The sequence below is a fragment of the Prescottella soli genome (assembly GCF_040024445.1).
Classification (GTDB): Bacteria; Actinomycetota; Actinomycetes; order Mycobacteriales; family Mycobacteriaceae; genus Prescottella; species Prescottella soli.
In genome coordinates, this window is sequence record NZ_CP157276.1 from 4,943,343 (window position 1) to 4,960,557 (window position 17,215).

At 70.8% G+C, this 17,215-nt stretch carries 9 protein-coding genes; 6 read left to right on the plus strand and 3 right to left on the minus strand.

Features of this window, described 5'->3' with window-relative positions; genetic code table 11:
- The first annotated feature begins 283 nt into the window (after positions 1–283).
- From ABI214_RS23000 to ABI214_RS23015, 4 genes are all read left to right on the plus strand, one after another.
- Positions 284–9,595: a fatty acid synthase subunit beta domain-containing protein gene (locus ABI214_RS23000; protein ID WP_348604751.1), complete on the plus strand. Its 9,312-nt coding sequence runs from the start codon at positions 284–286 to the stop codon at positions 9,593–9,595.
- Positions 9,595–10,008, plus strand: a complete 414-nt coding sequence (gene acpS, locus ABI214_RS23005) for a holo-ACP synthase AcpS (protein WP_127914271.1) — start codon at positions 9,595–9,597, stop codon at positions 10,006–10,008. The genes ABI214_RS23000 and acpS overlap by 1 nt, the downstream gene beginning before the upstream one ends.
- Positions 10,009–10,275: 267 nt before the next feature.
- Entirely contained in the window at positions 10,276–10,791 is a 516-nt protein-coding gene (locus tag ABI214_RS23010; protein WP_348604752.1) for a hypothetical protein, read from the plus strand.
- 7 nt (positions 10,792–10,798) lie between these two features.
- Complete coding sequence (locus ABI214_RS23015) at positions 10,799–12,397, plus strand: MFS transporter (protein WP_348604753.1); 1,599 nt, start codon at positions 10,799–10,801, stop codon at positions 12,395–12,397.
- A gap of 33 nt (positions 12,398–12,430) precedes the next feature.
- Here ABI214_RS23015 and ABI214_RS23020 read toward each other — a convergent pair whose 3' ends face one another.
- The 3 genes from ABI214_RS23020 to ABI214_RS23030 form a co-directional block, all read right to left on the minus strand.
- Positions 12,431–13,042, minus strand: coding sequence for a TetR/AcrR family transcriptional regulator (locus tag ABI214_RS23020; protein WP_408586524.1), 612 nt, complete (start codon positions 13,040–13,042; stop codon positions 12,431–12,433).
- A 147-nt stretch (positions 13,043–13,189) separates the two neighbouring features.
- Positions 13,190–13,975, minus strand: coding sequence for an ABC transporter permease (locus ABI214_RS23025; protein WP_348604755.1), 786 nt, complete (start codon positions 13,973–13,975; stop codon positions 13,190–13,192).
- Positions 13,972–14,925, minus strand: coding sequence for an ATP-binding cassette domain-containing protein (locus ABI214_RS23030; RefSeq protein ID WP_348604756.1), 954 nt, complete (start codon positions 14,923–14,925; stop codon positions 13,972–13,974). Before ABI214_RS23030 ends, ABI214_RS23025 begins: the two co-directional genes overlap by 4 nt.
- 110 nt (positions 14,926–15,035) lie before the next feature.
- Here ABI214_RS23030 and ABI214_RS23035 point away from each other — a divergent pair, with 110 nt between their 5' ends.
- Complete coding sequence (locus ABI214_RS23035) at positions 15,036–15,800, plus strand: TetR/AcrR family transcriptional regulator (RefSeq protein ID WP_348604757.1); 765 nt, start codon at positions 15,036–15,038, stop codon at positions 15,798–15,800.
- Positions 15,801–15,840: 40 nt separating this feature from the next.
- Positions 15,841–17,205, plus strand: a complete 1,365-nt coding sequence (locus ABI214_RS23040) for a dipeptidase (RefSeq protein WP_348604758.1) — start codon at positions 15,841–15,843, stop codon at positions 17,203–17,205.
- Positions 17,206–17,215: the final 10 nt, after the last annotated feature.

Consider the following 17,215-nt stretch of genomic DNA (forward strand, 5'->3'; position numbering starts at 1 on the left):
ACGCATGGCCCGTGACCCGCGGATACGTGGTCTACTCGCGGGTCACTTGAGCGGCGTCCTGTGGCCAAAGTCACTCGATACTCGCTGGTAGGAAGTGTGGGTGTAACCAAACGTGAGGCTTCCCTCATGATTTTGTGCCAACCTTGACGAGCCCGAATCCGCTGTATTCCCAGCGCGTTCGAGGGGTGCCGTGGATGTCTCGGGACATCGCGCGTCAGCTCTGCCGAGGGCGGCCGACCACGACCTACCTCCCGTCAGGGAACCAGGAGAGGACTCAACTCCAGTGACGATCGACGACACTGCAGGAAACGGACGAACCTCGAAGAACAGCCAGTTCGGTGCGGATCGGTCTCCGGTCCGCTCCGCCGCGCAGGGACCGCTCGTGGACCGCCTCCGCGCCGGCGAGCCGTACGCGCTGGCCTTCGGTGGCCAGGGTGCGCCGTGGCTGAGCGCGCTCGCCGAACTCACTCGCGACAGCGGCCTCGAGCCGTCCCTTACGGAGCTCGTCAACGAAGCCGCCGCGATCCTCGCGCCGGTGGCACAGGACCTTCTCGTCGTGCGGCCGGTCGGATTCGACCCGATCGCGTGGATTCTCGAGCAGGAGCTCGCGGACGATGAAGACTCTGCCAACGCCGCCGGCCCGTCTGCGGCCGCGCTGACCTCCGCCGCGGTGTCGCTGCCCGGCGTGTTCCTCACCCAGCTCGCCGCGCTGCGCGCGCTGCAGCAGCAGGGCCTCGACCCGGCCGTCACCGCGCCGGTCGCGACGATCGGCCACTCGCAGGGCCTGATCGCCGCCGCCGCGGTCTCGGGGGCCGGCGCCGCCGACGGCGCGCTGCTCGCGACCGCCCAGCTCATCGGCGCGGCCGCCGGACTGGTGGGTCGCCGCCGCGGCATCATCGCCACCGCGGACCGCTCGCCGATGCTCGCCGTCTCCAACGTCGATCCCGAGCGCCTCGCGGCGATCGTCGCCGAACTGGCCGAGGGCGTCGACGCCGATCGCTCCGCCGTCATGGCGATCCGCAACGGCCGCCGGCGCGTCGTGCTGTCCGGTCCGCCCGCGCAGCTTGCTCGCGTCCAGCAGCGCTGCGAGCAGATCGCGGCCGACGAGACCCGCGCCCGCGACGCCAAGTCCCGTGGCGGTGCGGTCTTCTCGCCCGTGTTCGAGTCGCTGTCCGTCGAGGTCGGCTTCCACCACCCGGCGCTGAACGAGGCCGTCGACATCATCGGCGGCTGGGCCGCCCGCTGTGGGCTCGACGCCGACCAGGTCCGCGGGCTCGCGCAGGCCGTGCTCGTCGATCCGGTCGACTGGGTCGAGGCGGTCGAGGGCGCCATCTCCTCCGGCGCCGCGTGGATCCTGGACCTGGGCCCCGGCGACCTGCTCACCCGCATGACCGCCACGGGCCTGCGCGGTCAGGGCGTCGGCATCGTCGCCGCCTCCACCCGCGCCGGTCACCGCAACCTGCTCACTCCCGGCGCCACACCGGAGGTGCCGCGCGCGTGGACCGAGTTCGCGCCCAAGGCCGTTGCGCTGCCCGACGGCCGTGTCGCCGTCGAGACCGCGTTCACCAAGCTGACCGGACGTTCGCCGATCCTGCTCGCCGGCATGACCCCCACGACCGTCGACCCCAAGATCGTCGCCGCGGCGGCCAACGCCGGCCACTGGGCCGAGCTGGCCGGTGGCGGACAGGTCACCGAGCAGATCTTCGCCGACCACGTCGAGGAGCTGAAGGGCCTGCTCGAGCCGGGTCGCGCCGTCCAGTTCAACTCGATGTTCCTGGACCCGTACCTGTGGAAGCTGCACGTGGGCGGCAAGCGACTGGTGCCGCGTGCCCGCGCCGCGGGTGCCCCGTTCGACGGTGTCGTCGTCACCGCGGGCATCCCCGAGCTCGAGGAAGCCGTCACGATCATCGACGAGCTGACCGAGGCCGGCTTCAGCTACGTCGCGTTCAAGCCGGGCACCGTCGCGCAGATCCGCTCCGTGATCCGCATCGCGAACGAGGTGCCGAACTACCCGGTCATCGTTCACATCGAGGGCGGTCGCGCCGGCGGTCACCACTCGTGGGAGGACCTCGACGACCTGCTGCTCGACACCTACTCCGAGCTGCGCACCCGCGACAACCTGGTGCTGTGCGTCGGCGGCGGCATCGGCACCCCCGAGCGGGCCGCCGACTACCTGACCGGTCGCTGGTCCACCGCGTACGGCTTCCCGGCGATGCCGCTCGACGGCATCCTCGTCGGCACCGCCGCGATGGCGACGCTCGAGGCCACCACCTCGGCCGACGTCAAGCAGATGCTCGTCGACACCCCCGGCACCCCGGACTGGGTCGGTGCGGGTACCGCCGAGGGCGGCATGGCCTCCGGCCGCAGCCAGCTCGGCGCCGACATCCACGAGATCGACAACGCGGCATCGCGCACCGGTCGTCTGCTCGACGAGGTCGCCGGCGACGCCGAGGCCGTCGCCGCCCGCCGCGACGAGATCATCGCCGCGCTCGACGTGACCGCCAAGCCGTACTTCGGCGACGTCGCGACCATGACCTACCAGCAGTGGCTGCGCCGCTACCTGGAGCTGGCCGTGGGCATCGACTCCCCGCAGGCGTTCGACTGCGGTGGCGACGTGCAGGACGCGATCGCCGACGCCACGCAGTCGGTGTGGCTGGACGTGTCGTGGCGTGACCGCTTCGGCGAGATGCTCCAGCGCGCCGAGGCCCGCCTGCACCGCAACGACCGCGGCCCGATCCAGACGCTGTTCGCGGATGCCGCGACGCTCGACCGGCCCTTCGCGGCGCTGTGCGCGCTCGAGGCCGCGTACCCCGACTACGCCACCACCGTCCTGCACCCGGCCGACGTCCCGTTCTTCGTCGCGCTGTGCAAGACCCCAGGCAAGCCGGCCAACTTCGTGCCCGTCGTCGACGGCGACGTGCGTCGCTGGTGGCGTTCGGACTCGCTGTGGCAGGCGCACGATCCGCGCTACACCGCCGACCAGGTGTGCATCATCCCCGGCACCGTCGCGGTCGCCGGCATCACCCGCGTCGACGAGCCCGTCGGTGAGCTGCTCGACCGCTTCGAGAAGGCCACGGCCGACGAACTGGTCGCCGCCGGCGCCACCCCGACCCCGATCGCCGGTCGCCGCCACGGCGGCTTCGGCACCGGGCTGCTCGACGCCGTCCTCACCGCCCCCGACGTGCGGTGGGCCGCCCGCCTGACGCAGAACCCGGTGCGCCGTCTCGGCGACGTCGCGGAGTGGACCATCGAGTCCGACACCGTCGCGAGCCACGACAAGACCGGCGCACGCCTCGTCGTCGCCGATACCGAGCACGTCGACCTGACGGTGCCGCTGGCGCTCGGCAAGGCCGTCGAGATCCGGATCACCGTGCCCGCCACCGTCCGTGACGGCGGCGCCCCGGTCATCACCGAGGCCGACGCCCAGGCGTCGATGTCGGCCCTGCTCGGCGTCGCTGCCGGCCAGGAGCTTCCGGCGGTGAAGAACGGTGTCGCGCACATCAACCTGGCGTGGACGCCGGACCTGATCGCCGACCACGCCGGTGTCACCGGTGTCGGCCTGCCCGCGACCGTGAGCACCAGTGGCAAGGCCGTGCCCGACGTCGTCGTCGGCGCCTGCTGGCCGGCCGTCTTCGCTGCACTCGGCGCCGCCACGACCGAGTCCGGCGTGCACGTCATCGAGGGCATGCTCGACCTGGTCCACCTCGACCACGCCGTGAACCTCGTCGGCGAACTGCCCTCGGAGACCAGCATTCTCGTGGTCCGCGCCGAGGCCGGCGACGTCGTCGACACCGACATGGGCCGCGTCGTCGAGGTGCGTGTCGAGGTCGGCGCGATGCTCGGCGAGGGCCTCGACGCTCCCGCCGTCGCCACGCTCACCGAGCGCTTCGCGATCCGCGGCCGCACCGGCAAGGGCGAGCTGGCCGACCCGGCCCGGGCCGGCGGCTCGCTGTCCGCCGACGTCGCGGAGACCCCGCGCCGTCGTCGCCGCGACCTGAAGATGGTCGCGCCGCGCAACATGGCGGCGTTCGCCCGCGTGTCGGGTGACCACAACCCGATCCACACCTCCGACGCCGCGGCGCTGCTCGCGGGCCTCGGCAGCCCGATCGTCCACGGCATGTGGCTGTCGGCCGCCGCCCAGCAGGCCGTCATCGCGATCGATCCCGAGTCCAAGACCCCGGCGCGCCGGCTGACCGCGTGGACCGCGCGCTTCCTCGGCATGGTCCGCCCCGGCGCCGAGATCGACGTCCGCGTCGACCGCGTCGCCACCGATCGTGGTGACGAGATCGTCGAGGTCGGCTGCCGCGTCGACGGCGACCTGGTGATGGTCGCGACCGGCCGCACCGCCGCGCCGAAGACCGTCTACGCGTTCCCGGGCCAGGGCATCCAGCGTCCCGGCATGGGCCTCGACGCCCGCTCGCGAAGCAAGGCCGCCCGCGAGATCTGGGAGCGCGCCGACAAGCACACCCGCGAGGCGCTCGGCTTCTCGATCCTCGCCGTCGTCCGCGACAACCCGACGCTGGTCAAGGCGCGGGGCGTCGAGCACCGCCATCCCGACGGCGTGCTGCACCTGACCCAGTTCACCCAGGTCGCCATGGCGACGCTCGGTGTCGCGCAAGTCGCCGAACTCCGTGAGTCCGGCGCCTTCGTCGAGGGCTCCTACCTGGCCGGTCACTCGGTCGGCGAGTACAACGCCCTCACCGCGGTCGCCGGCGTGCTGCCGCTCGAGGCGCTGCTCGAGGTCGTCTTCCAGCGCGGTTCGGCGATGCACGAGCTGGTCCCGCGTGACGGTGCCGGCCGCAGCGACTACCGCATGGCCGCGATCCGTCCGTCGCAGATCGGTGTCGCCGACGACGAGCTGCAAGCCTTCGTGGGTGGCGTCGCCGACGCGACCGGAGAGTTCTTGCAGATCGTCAACCTGAACCTCAAGGGTTCGCAGTACGCGATCGCCGGCACGGTCAAGGGTCTCGCCGCCCTCGAGCGTGAGATCGACATCCGCCGTGAGGCTTTCGGCGGCAAGCGTGCGTTCATCGTGGTGCCCGGCATCGACGTGCCGTTCCACTCGACCGTCCTGCGTGGCGGTGTGGACGACTTCCGCGCCAAGCTCGACGAGCTGCTGCCGCAGGACATCGACCCGTCGCTGCTGATCGGCCGCTACATCCCGAACCTGGTGCCGAAGCTGTTCAACCTGGGGCGTGACTTCGTCCAGGAGATCGCCGACCTGGTGCCGTCGGAGCAGCTGCAGGCCGTGCTCGCGGACTTCGACAACTGGGCCGCGCGTCCGGTCGCGCTGACCCGCGTGATCCTCATCGAGCTGCTGGCCTGGCAGTTCGCCAGCCCGGTCCGCTGGATCGAGACGCAGGACCTGCTGTTCACGGACGAGATCGACGGTGGACTCGGTGTCGAGCGCTTCGTCGAGATCGGTCTGGGCGCCACCCCGACCGTCGCGAACCTCGCATCGCAGACGATGAAGCTGCCCGAGCACGCGAACACCAAGGTCGAGGTCCTCAACATCGAGCGTGAGGCGTCGGTCGTCTACAGCACCGACGTTGACCCGGCGCCGGTGGAGGACGACGAGCCCATCGAGAGTGCAGCTCCCGCGGCTGCCGCGGCACCGGCCGCTGCGCCCGCACCGGTCGCGGCCCCGGCTGCTCCGGCGGGTGGCCCGCGCCCGGACGACATCGCGTTCAAGGCTGCCGACGCCACCAAGGTGCTCATCGCGCTGTGGACGAAGCTGCGCCCGGACCAGATCGGCCCCGCCGACACCATCGAGGCGCTGTGCGACGGCGTGTCCTCGCGCCGCAACCAGCTGCTCGTCGACCTCGGCGCCGAGCTGTCCCTCGGTGCGATCGACGGTGCCGCCGACGCCGACATGGGCTCGCTGGCAGTCACGGTCGACCGTCTGGCCCGCACCTACAAGCCGTTCGGCCCGGTGCTGAGCGACTCGATCAACGACCACCTGCGCAAGGTGTTCGGCCCGTCGGGCCGCCGCCCCGCCGCGATCGCGGACCGTGTGAAGAAGGTCTGGGAGCTCGGCGACGGCTGGGCCCACCACGTGACGGCCGAGGTCGCGCTCGGCACCCGTGACGGTTCCAGCGTCCGCGGTGGTGCCATGGGCGGACTGCACGAGGGTGCGATCGCCGACGGTGCCGCCGTCGACGCCCTGGTCGACGCCGCGGTCCAGTCCGTCGCGTCGCGCCGCGGTGTCGCAGTGTCGATGCCGGCGGCCGGTGGCGGTGCCGGTGGCACCGTCGACGCCGCCGCGCTCGGCGAGTTCACCGAGCACATCACCGGACGCAACGGCGTGCTCGCCTCCGCCGCCCGCCTGGTGCTCGAGCAGCTCGGCTTCAGCGAATCCGCCGCCGCCGCAGTCGCATCCGAGGACACCGCGCTCGTCGACCTCGTGTCGGCCGAGCTGGGCTCCGACTGGCCGCGCCTGGTCGCCCCCGCGTTCGACGCCAAGAAGGCCGTCCTGATCGACGACCGCTGGGCCACCGCACGCGAGGACCTGGCCCGTGCCTGGACCGGCGAGACCGACCTGACCGTCGAGCGTTTCGACGGCGCCGGTGCCGCCGTGGCCGCCCACGCCCAGTGGTGGCAGCAGCGCGCGACCGAGGCCGGCCGCACCACGCTGGCCGAGCTCTACGGACGCATCGCGCAGGTCGCGGTCGCACCCATCGACGAGACCGGCCAGTACACCGGTGAGATCGCCGTCGTCACGGGCGCCAGCAAGGGCTCGATCGCCGCATCCGTGGCGGGCAAGCTGCTCGGCGGCGGCGCGACGGTCGTCGTGACCACGTCGCGTCTCGACAGCGAGCGACTCGGCTTCTACCGCAAGCTCTACAGCGCGAACGCGCGTGCCGGTGCGGCCCTGTGGGTCGTCCCCGCGAACATGGCGTCGTACGCCGACGTGGACGCGCTCATCGACTGGGTCGGCACGGTGCAGACCGAGACCGCCGGCGGTGCGAAGAAGCTGATCAAGGAGGCGATGACTCCGACGATGCTGTTCCCGTTCGCCGCACCGCGCGTGGCGGGCGAGCTCTCCGACGCCGGCGCCCGCGCCGAGATGGAGATGCGGGTGCTGCTGTGGTCGGTGGAGCGCCTGATCGGCGGCCTGTCGAAGATCGGCTACGACAGTGACGTCGACACCCACCTGCACGTCGTGCTGCCCGGTTCCCCGAACCGCGGCCTGTTCGGCGGCGACGGCGCCTACGGCGAGTCCAAGGCCGCACTCGACGCCATCGTCGGCCGCTGGTCGGCCGAGCGCACGTGGGCCGAGCGGGTCACCCTCGTCCACGCGCTGATCGGTTGGGTGCGCGGCACCGGCCTGATGGGCGGCAACGACCCGATGGTCGAGGCCGTCGAGGCCAAGGGCGTGCGCACGTGGTCCACCGACGAGATGGCCACCGAGCTGCTGGGCTCGTGCACCGCCGACGCCAAGCGCGCCGCCGCGGACGCACCGCGCGTGGTGGATCTCACCGGTGGACTCGCCGAGGTCGACCTCGACCTGCCGGCGCTGGCGAAGGAAGCCGCCGAGGCGGCCGAGGCTACGAAGGAATCGGCCAAGGCGTCCGAACTGGACGCGAACTCCATTGCCGCCCTTCCGGCCCCGCCGCGGATCGTTGACGCTCTGGACGCGCCGTCGTGGCCCGAGCTGGACGTCGACCCCGCCGACCTGGTCGTCATCGTCGGCGCCGGCGAGCTCGGCCCCTACGGCTCCTCGCGGACCCGCTTCGAGATGGAGGTCGACGAGCAGCTCTCGGCGGCCGGCGTGCTCGAGCTGGCGTGGAACACCGGACTGGTCGCCTGGGAGAACGATCCCAAGCCGGGCTGGTACGACGTCGAAAGCGGCGACCTGGTGCCCGAGGAGGAGATCGCCGACCGCTACCACGACACCGTCGTCGAGCGCTGCGGCATCCGCACCTACGGCGACGAGGGCGCGATGGTCGACAACACCGCCCCGCTGCTGACGTCGGTGTTCATCGACAAGGACCTGTCCTTCGTCGTCGGCTCCGAGGCCGAGGCCCGCGCGTTCGTCGACTCCGATCCGGAGAACACGACCGCCGCGGTCGACCCGGAGAGCGGCGACTGGACGGTCACCCGCAAGGCCGGCACCGAGATCCGCGTGCCGCGCAAGGTGAAGCTGACCCGCACGGTCGGCGGTCAGATCCCGACCGGATTCGACGTCACCAAGTGGGGCATCCCCGCCGACATGGCCGGATCCGTGGACCGCGTCGGCCTGTGGAACATCGTCACCACCGTGGACGCGTTCCTCACCGGCGGCTTCACCCCGTCCGAGCTGCTGCGCTGGGTGCACCCGGCGTTCGTCGCCAACACTCAGGGCACCGGCATGGGCGGTATGACGTCGATGCGCTCGCTGTACATCGACACGCTGCTCGGCGAGTCCCGCGCGAACGACATCCTGCAGGAGGCCCTGCCGAACGTCATCGCCGCGCACGTCGTCCAGTCGTACGTCGGCGGCTACGGTGCGATGGTGCACCCGGTCGCGGCGTGCGCCACGGCCGCGGTCTCCGTCGAGGAGGGCGTCGACAAGATCAAGCTCGGCAAGGCCAAGCTGGTCGTGGCCGGTGGCTTCGACGACCTGGGCATCGAGGGCATCGTCGGCTTCGGCGACATGTCGGCGACCGCGAAGTCGGACGAGATGTCGGCCAAGGGCATCGCCGACAACCGCTTCTCGCGGGCCAACGACCGTCGTCGCGGCGGCTTCGTCGAGTCGGCCGGTGGCGGCACGATCCTGCTGGCGCGCGGTGACCTCGCGCTGGAGATGGGCCTGCCGGTCCTCGGCGTGGTCGCGTGGGCGGGTTCGTTCGCCGACGGCGTGCACACCTCGATCCCGGCTCCCGGCATCGGTGCCCTCGGCGCCGGACGCGGGGGACAGGACTCGCAGCTCGCGCTGTCGCTCAACGCGCTCGGAATCACCGCCGACGACATCTCGGTGGTCTCCAAGCACGACACCTCGACCGCGGCGAACGACCCGAACGAGGCCGAGCTGCACGAGCGTCTGGCCGCGTCCCTGGGCCGCACCGACGGCGCCCCGCTGTTCGTGATCTCGCAGAAGACGCTCACCGGTCACGCCAAGGGTGGCGCGGCGGCGTTCCAGCTGATCGGCCTGTGCCAGGTCCTCAGCCAGGGCGTGATCCCGCCGAACCGCAGCCTCGACTGCGTCGACGACAAGATGGCCGAGTTCTCGCACCTCGTGTGGCCGCGGACGCCGCTGCGCTTCGGCGAGCAGCTCCCGCTCAAGGCCGGCCTGCTGACCAGCCTCGGCTTCGGTCACGTGTCGGGTCTGATCGCGATCGTGCACCCGCAGGCGTTCGTCGAGTCGATCCCGGCCGACCAGCGCGACGCCTACCTGGCGCAGGCGCAGCAGCGCACCATCGACGGTCAGCGTCGACTGGCGTCGGCGATGTGCGGTGGCGACAGCCTCTACGAGCGTCCGGCCGACCGTCGCTTCGGCGGTGACTCGGTCCCGGCCAAGGCTGCCCGTCAGCTCGAGGCGGACATGCTGCTCACCGAGGACGCACGCCTGGGCGACGACGACGTGTACCGCACCGGAAAGCCCGGGTGCCAGTGATGGCAGTCCTCGGAATCGGCTTCGACGTCGTCACGATCTCGGAGTTCGCGGAGCAGATGAAGCGCCCGGGCACCGCGATGCTGTCGAGCTTCCGGCCCGCCGAGCGTCGGTACTGCGAGTCCCGCAGCACCGACCCGGCGCGGCACTACGCGGTCCGCTGGGCCGCGAAGGAAGCGGTGATCAAGGCGTGGGCGGCCTCGCGGTTCGCCCGGCCGCCGGCCGTCGGCGACAACGCCTACGTGCTGGTCGAGGTCGTCAACGACGCGTGGGGTCGACCCACCATCAAGCTGCACGGCGAGGCCGCCGAATTCCTGCCGAGCGCGAAGATCCACCTGTCGCTGACCCACGACGGGGACGTCGCGGGCGCGATGGTGGTGATCGAAGAACCTGACCCGATCCAGCCCATCGGCTGATCGAGCACGGAAAAACACGAGGCCGGTCGACGGACACAATCCGTCGGCCGGCCTCGTTGCCGTTGTCCGTGCCGCTCCGCCCATCCCGCCGAACCTGACGTGACCGACCCCGAATCGGCGTAGAACAATGAGGGGGACTGCTCTGCGTTGTCGGAAGCCGCCCCGAGGCGTTCGAAGACCGTTCGAAATCTGCTGGACGACGACGGAAGGGGACGTGACATGCGTGATTCGACACCGAGGAACCGAACCGGTGGCCCGATCGGCGCGATGAGAGCCGCGAGCGCGCTGGCCTTCGGCGCGGTGTTGTTGGTGGCAGCGGTGGGGTGTGGTTCGTCGAACGACAACTCGTCGGGCACGTCGACACCGTCCACCACGATGTCGGGAACGGCCGCGATGTCCGGCGACTCGAAGGCCGCCGGCGACGCGTTCGTCGCCTTCTTCTCGGGCAGCACCCCCGGCGACCAGAAGATCACGCTCGTCCAGAACGGCCAGGCGTTCGCCGACGTCATCAACGCGCAGGCGGCGTCGCCCATCGCGCAGGGTACGACCGCGACCGTCACGAAGGTCGACCTCGACGCGCCCGGCCACGCCACCGTCTTCTACACCGTGTCGCTGAACGGGCAGCCGGTCCTCGTCGACCAGATGGGGGAGGCGGTCTACGTGGACGGTCACTGGAAGGTGGCGCAGGCATCGTTCTGCGACCTGCTGACCCTCCAGGGGAACCCGCCGCCGGTGTGCGGACAGCCCGGACAGCCCACGACCTCGCCGGCCGCCCCGAGCTGAGCCCGCGATGAGGCCCGGCGTCACCGCACGGTCGGGCACGGCGTCGGGACAGCGCGCCGCGCTCGCCACCGTGTGCGCTGTGCTCTTCCTGACGTTCCTCGACACCACGATCGTCAGCGTCACCCTCGGTAGCGTGCAGTCCGACCTCCATGCCGGTGTGGTGTCGCTGCAGTGGGTCGTCAACGCGTACACGCTGGTGTTCGCGAGCCTGATGCTCACGGCCGGTTCGCTCGGCGACCGGTGGGGGCGCAAACGTGTCATGGTCGCCGGCATCGCGATCTTCTGCCTCGGCTCGGTGATCTCCGCGGCGGCCTCCACGGTGGCCCTGCTGATCGTCGGCCGGGCGGTGATGGGGGTCGGGGCAGCGGCCTCCGAGCCGGGGACCCTCTCGGTGATCCGGCACGTCTTCCCCGGCCGGAGCGAGCGGGCGCGGGCCCTCGGCGTGTGGGCGGGGGTGTCGGGGCTCGCCCTGGCGCTGGGCCCGGTGGTCGGCGGAATCCTCGTCGGCACCTACGACTGGCGCGCGGTGTTCTGGTTCAACCTCGTGCTCGGTGTCGTGCTGTTGGTCGCGGCCGTGCGCTTTGTCCCGGAGAGCGCCGACCCGCAGCCCGGCCCGCTCGACCTCGCCGGCTTCGTGCTGGGCTCGATGTTCCTGGGGTGCGTGATCTACGCCGGGATCTCCGGCGAGAACGTCGGCTACGCCGCACCGTCGGTCGTGACGCTCTTCGTCGTCGGTGCGGTGGCACTCGTCGCCTTCATCGTCGTGGAGCTGCGGGTGCGAAACCCGATGCTCGATTTCCGCTACCTGCGCCCGCCGATGGTGCGCAGCGCGCTGATCGTGGCGTTCGCCGTGTACTTCGGGGTGTTCTCGATCTTCTTCTTCACGGCGCTCTATCTCGAAGAGGTGTACGCGTACTCCGGGCTGCACGCCGCCGCGATGTTCACCCCGATGGCCGTGGCGATCGTGGTGGGCTCGGTGCTGTGCGGGTCGTGGGTGGCGCGCAGTTCGGCCGCCGTGCCGATGTTCGTGGGCTGCGTGGTAGGCGCGGTCGGCATCCTCCTCACACGCGCGGCCCTCAGCGGGGAGCCGTCCTTCCTGCCGCTCACGGCGGCGCTGGCGGTGGCGGGCGTCGGGTTCGGGGTCGCGGTGGTGCCGTTGACGTCCGCCGTCCTGTCCGGTGTCCCGGCGGCGCACTCGGGCATGGCCGCAGCGGCCACCAACACGATGCGTCAGATCGGTGCCGTCGTCGGTGTCGCGGCCCTGGGATCACTCGTCAACTCGCACATGACATCCGACCTCACCGGCCGTCTCGACGACCTGGACATCCCGGCGAACTTCCAGTCCATCGTCATCAACGCCATCAAGACCGGCGCGGTGCCGGCGGGCGGCGACCAGCAGGCGTCGTCGGCCTACGGCCCGATCGTCGACCAGGTCATCGACGCCACCTACAAGGCGTTCCACGCCGGCCTGGACACCGCGCTGCTCGTCTCCGCGATCATGATCTTCGTCGCGGCGGGGATCACCGCGGTGGCGGCGGTGCGCACCCGAGGCGCCGTCCGTGGCGGCTACGACGACGTCGCGGAGGTGCCGGCCCGCCGCCGCTGACCCGCTGCCGGCGGTGTCAGGGCCGAATCGGCTTCACTTCGAACGGGATTCCTTCTCCGCCACGAGCAGGTAGGCGACCATCAGCCGCTTGAGTTCGGTGACCGCGTCGGCGTGACTCTGGCCGTCCTGGACCGAGAAGTTCAGCATCGAGTACACGACGTGGACGAGGACCTCGGCCATCATCTTGCGGCGTTCGCGCGGCGTGTGCGGGGTGAGCGGCGCGAGCATGCGGGAGACCTGCTCGGCGAACTCCTTCTCGTGGATCACCCCGGTCGCGCGCGTGGACGGCGTCGACTGCATCGCCAGCCACACCTCGCGCCGGGACGGATCCGACGTCCACAGCCCGGCCATGTGGTCGACGAACTTGTTGAGGAAACGCAGCCAGTCCAGCGACGGCACCTCGCCGTCGAACGCCTCGAGTTCCTGCTGCACGCCGACCAGATCCTGGCGGTTGAGCTCGCACACGATCACGTACTTGTTCGCGAAGAACTGGTAGAGGGTGCCGATCGGGACGTCGGCGCGCGCCGCGACCTCCTCGCACGTGAACGATTCGAATCCGACGTCGACCAAGAGTTCGCGGGACGCGGTCAGAAGCGCGTCGAACTTACGACGGCTGCGTTCCTGCGTCGGGCGCCGCCGGGGCATCAGCTCCTGGGGGTCGCTATCGACCTCCAGCGCGGGGTCCGCCCTGCGGTGCAGACGGCGGCTGGTAGTGGACTCCACGAGCACAGGTTATCGGTCTTTTGCGCTGGATTCGACGAAGTTCCCGTTCTGGTGTTTCCCGCGGTACCGCTAATGCGAGGTCCGACGGCGATACAGCGTGGTCGCGGCGACGAAACCCACGACCGTGATCGCACCGCACCATCCGACGGCCCACCAGGCGCTGTCGCCGATGGGCGTCCCCGTGAGTAGCCCGCGCACGGTCTCGATGATCGGTGTGACGGGTTGGTTGGCGGCGAACCAGTGCAGCCATGTCGGCATCGTGTCGGTGGGCACGAACGCGCTGCTCACATACGGCAGGAACAGGATTGCGAAGGTGAAGCCCCCGGCGGCCTCGGGATTCGCGGCCAGCAGTCCCAGGGCGGTGGACACGTACGACAACGCGAGGACGAACAGTGCGACGAGCGCGATCGTGCCGAGCCAGCGCAGCGGGTCCGTCGTGGGGCGGAACCCCAGGAGGAGGGCGACCCCGACGACGACGGCGGTCGTGATCAGGTTCCGCACGACACTCGCCAGGACGTGGCCGTTGACGACCGCCGAGGGGGCGATCGGCAGCGTTCGGAACCGGTCGATGATGCCGTCGGTCATGTCGGTCGACACGCTCACCGCGGTGGTCGACGACCCGAACGCGGCACACAGCAGCACGATGCCGGGCACGACGTAGTCGATGTACGCGCTGCCCGTGTCGATCGCGCCACCGAAGACGTAGACGAACAGGAGCATCAGCATGATCGGAAGCGCGAGGGCCATCAGCATCGTGTCGGGACTGCGGGTGACGTGGACGAGGTTGCGGCGCAGCATCGCCCACGAATCGCCGAGCGCGGTGTACGCGTAGCGCGGATCGGTCGCGGTGGTCATCGGAGTTCCTCCTCGAGTGCGGTGCCGGTGAGCGCGAAGAACACGTCGTCGAGATCGGGGGTGTGCAGGCTGAAGGTCTCGACGGACAGCTCCGGGTCGTCGAGAGCGTCGAGCAGTTCCTTGAGCGATCGGATGCTGCCGTCGGTCGGGATCGTCAGCGTCGACGTGTCGAGGTCGACTCCGGCCCCAGGCAGCGCGGCGCCCGCCCGGGCCGCCTGGGCGGCGTCGTGGAGCCTCACCTCGAGGTGGCCGCCGGGGACGAGTCGTTTCAGTTCGTCGGCGGTCCCCTCGGCGACGATCCGGCCGCCGTCGAGCACGGCGATCCGGTCGGCGAGCTCGTCCGCCTCGTCGAGATACTGCGTCGTGAGCACGATCGTGGTGCCCTCGCGCACCAGTTCGCGGACCATGTCCCACATGTCCCGGCGGCTGCGCGGGTCGAGTCCCGTGGTCGGTTCGTCGAGGAACAGCACCTTGGGCCGTGCCACCAGGCTCATCGCCAGATCGAGGCGTCGGCGCATGCCGCCGGAGTAGGTGTCGGCGCGGCGGTCGGCGGCGTCGACCAGATCGAACGTGCGCAGGAGTTCCTCCGCGCGGAGTCGGGCCTCGCGGCGGCCGAGGTGGTGCAGTTCGCCCATCAGCGCGAGGTTTTCGCGCCCGGTCAACAGCTTGTCGACGGACGCGTACTGGCCGGTGACGCTGATGTCGGCGCGTACCGCTCGGGCGGCGGACGGCAGGGGGTGGCCGGCTACCTCGACGTCTCCGGCGTCGAACGGCAGCAGCGTCGACAGCACGCGGACGGTGGTGGTCTTGCCGGCCCCGTTGGCGCCGAGCAGGGCGTACACGGTCCCTGCCGGCACGTGCAGGTCGACCCCGTCGAGCACCGTTCGGTCGCCGAAGGTCTTGCGCAGGCCGGTCACGGAGACGGCGTGTGCGCGCTGTGGTCGGTTCATCGATCTCCCCTCTCGAAACTGTGTATGACGTACACAACTGTTTAGACCATACGCAGTTTTAGGATGAGCGCAAGAGTCCGCAGGCGCGGAGGTGAGGAGCGGCAGCGCGGATGGACGCGACCGAGGACGTGGCACTGCCGCGGATGGTGCAGCTGGCGTGGGGTCTGGGCGAGGAGGGCAGTCGAGGCCCCAAGCGGGGCCTGACTCTCGACGAGATCGTCGACGCCGCAATCGCTCTCGCGGACGAGGAGGGTGTGGCGGCGTTGTCGATGTCCCGGGTCGCGAAGCGGCTGGGCTTCACGACGATGTCGCTCTACCGGTATGTCCAGAGCAAGGACGAGCTTCTCGAACTGATCGCCGATCGCGTGGTCGGATCGCCGCCGGAGATCCCGGCCGATCTGGGCTGGCGCGAGGGTCTCGAATTGTGGGCGCGTGCCGAATACGACGTCCTGATGCAGCACCGGTGGTGGCTGCGGCTACCGATCACCGGTGCGCCGTTCGGGCCCAACAACATGGCCTGGCTCGAGGCGGCACTTCGTTGCCTCGGGTCGACCGGGCTTCCCGAGCCGCTCAAGGTCAAGGTCGCGTTGAACGTGTCGGTGCACGTCATCGGCAGGGCGCGGTTCACGGCCGACCTGCAGGTCGATTCCGAATCCGACAGCTACTCGGCGGTGCTGTCGAGGGTGCTCGACCCCGCGAGGTTTCCTGCGCTCCTGTCCGCGGTGAGGGGCGGGGGATTCAGCGAGGACGACGTCGAATGGCAGGACGCGGATTTCCGGTTTGCTCTCACACTTGTCCTCGACGGCGTGGAACGTCTCGTCAGACAGTACGAACCGTCGGCGAACCGCGCGGCGCACGGAGACTCGGACTCGTAGGCTCTGAACCGACCCGTCTTCGCGATCGATGGAGGTAGCAGTGGTGGAACCGTCGGATCGGATCCGCGACCGGATCCGGCAGCTCATGCCGACAGCCCGGGAGGAACTCGCTGCGCTGGTGGCCTTCCGGTCGATCGCCGACGCGCGCCAGGCGCCACCGGAGGAGTGCACGGGTGCAGCGAACTGGGTGGCCGACGCCTTCCGGGCCGCCGGCATCGGACGCGTGGAGCTTGTCGAGACCTCCGACGGATCGACGGCTGTCGTCGGGCACCAGCCCGGCCCGGAGGGTGCGCCGACGGTGCTGCTGTACAGCCACTACGACGTGCAGCCCGCGGGTGATCAGGCGCTGTGGGAGACGCCGCCGTTCGAGCTGACCGAGCGCGACGGGCGCTGGTACGGGCGCGGAGCCGCCGACTGCAAGGGCAATCTCGTCATGCACCTGCTGGCCCTGCGGGCGCTGACCACGTCGGGAGAGTCGCTGCCCGTCGGTGTCCGCATCGTCTCGGAGGGTTCAGAGGAGATGGGGACCGGCGGGCTCGAGAAGCTCGTCCAGGAGCGGCCCGAGCTGTTCGCTGCCGACGTCGTCGTGATCGCCGACACCGGGAACGTCGCGGTGGGTGCCCCCACGCTCACGACGAGTCTGCGCGGCATCGCGAACGTCGTGGTGCACGTGGAGACCCTCGCGGGCGAACTCCATTCGGGTATGTACGGGGGATCGGCGCCGGACGCGCTCGCGGCGCTGGTGCAGATGCTCTCGACGCTGCGGGACCACGGCGGCAACACGGTGGTCGACGGACTCGACACCGCGCAGGACTGGGACGGCGCCCAGTACCCGGAGGAGCAGTTCCGCGAGGACGCCGGCGTGCTCGACGGGGTGCGGCTCACCGGGTCGGGGTCGGTCGCCGACGCGGTGTGGGCGCGTCCGGCCCTGACGATCCTCGGGATCGACGCGCCGCCGGTGGTGGGGTCCGCGGCGGCGATCCAGCCCCGCGCGGCGGCGCGCCTCAACCTTCGTGTGCCGCCCGGGATGGATCCGCAGCGCGCCCAGGACGCCCTCGTCGCGCACCTGGAGAAGGCGGCGCCGTGGGGTGCGCACGTGACGGTGGAGCGGGAGTCGGTCGGCGCGCCGTTCCGGGCACGGACGTCGGGCCCCGGCTACACGGCGCTGATGTCGGCGCTGAGGTCCGCGTACGGCGCGGACGTCGCGGTGGCGGGGCAGGGCGGGACGATCCCGCTGTGCAATGTGCTGGCCGAGCAGTTCCCGGACGCCGAGATCGTGCTGATGGGCGTCGAGGAACCGCAGGCGCTGATCCACGCCCCGAACGAGAGCGTCGATCCGTCGGAGATCGAGAATCTGGCCGTCGCCGAGGCCCGGTTCCTGCAGGGCCTCGGCGACCGGAAGTGATATTTGCGGC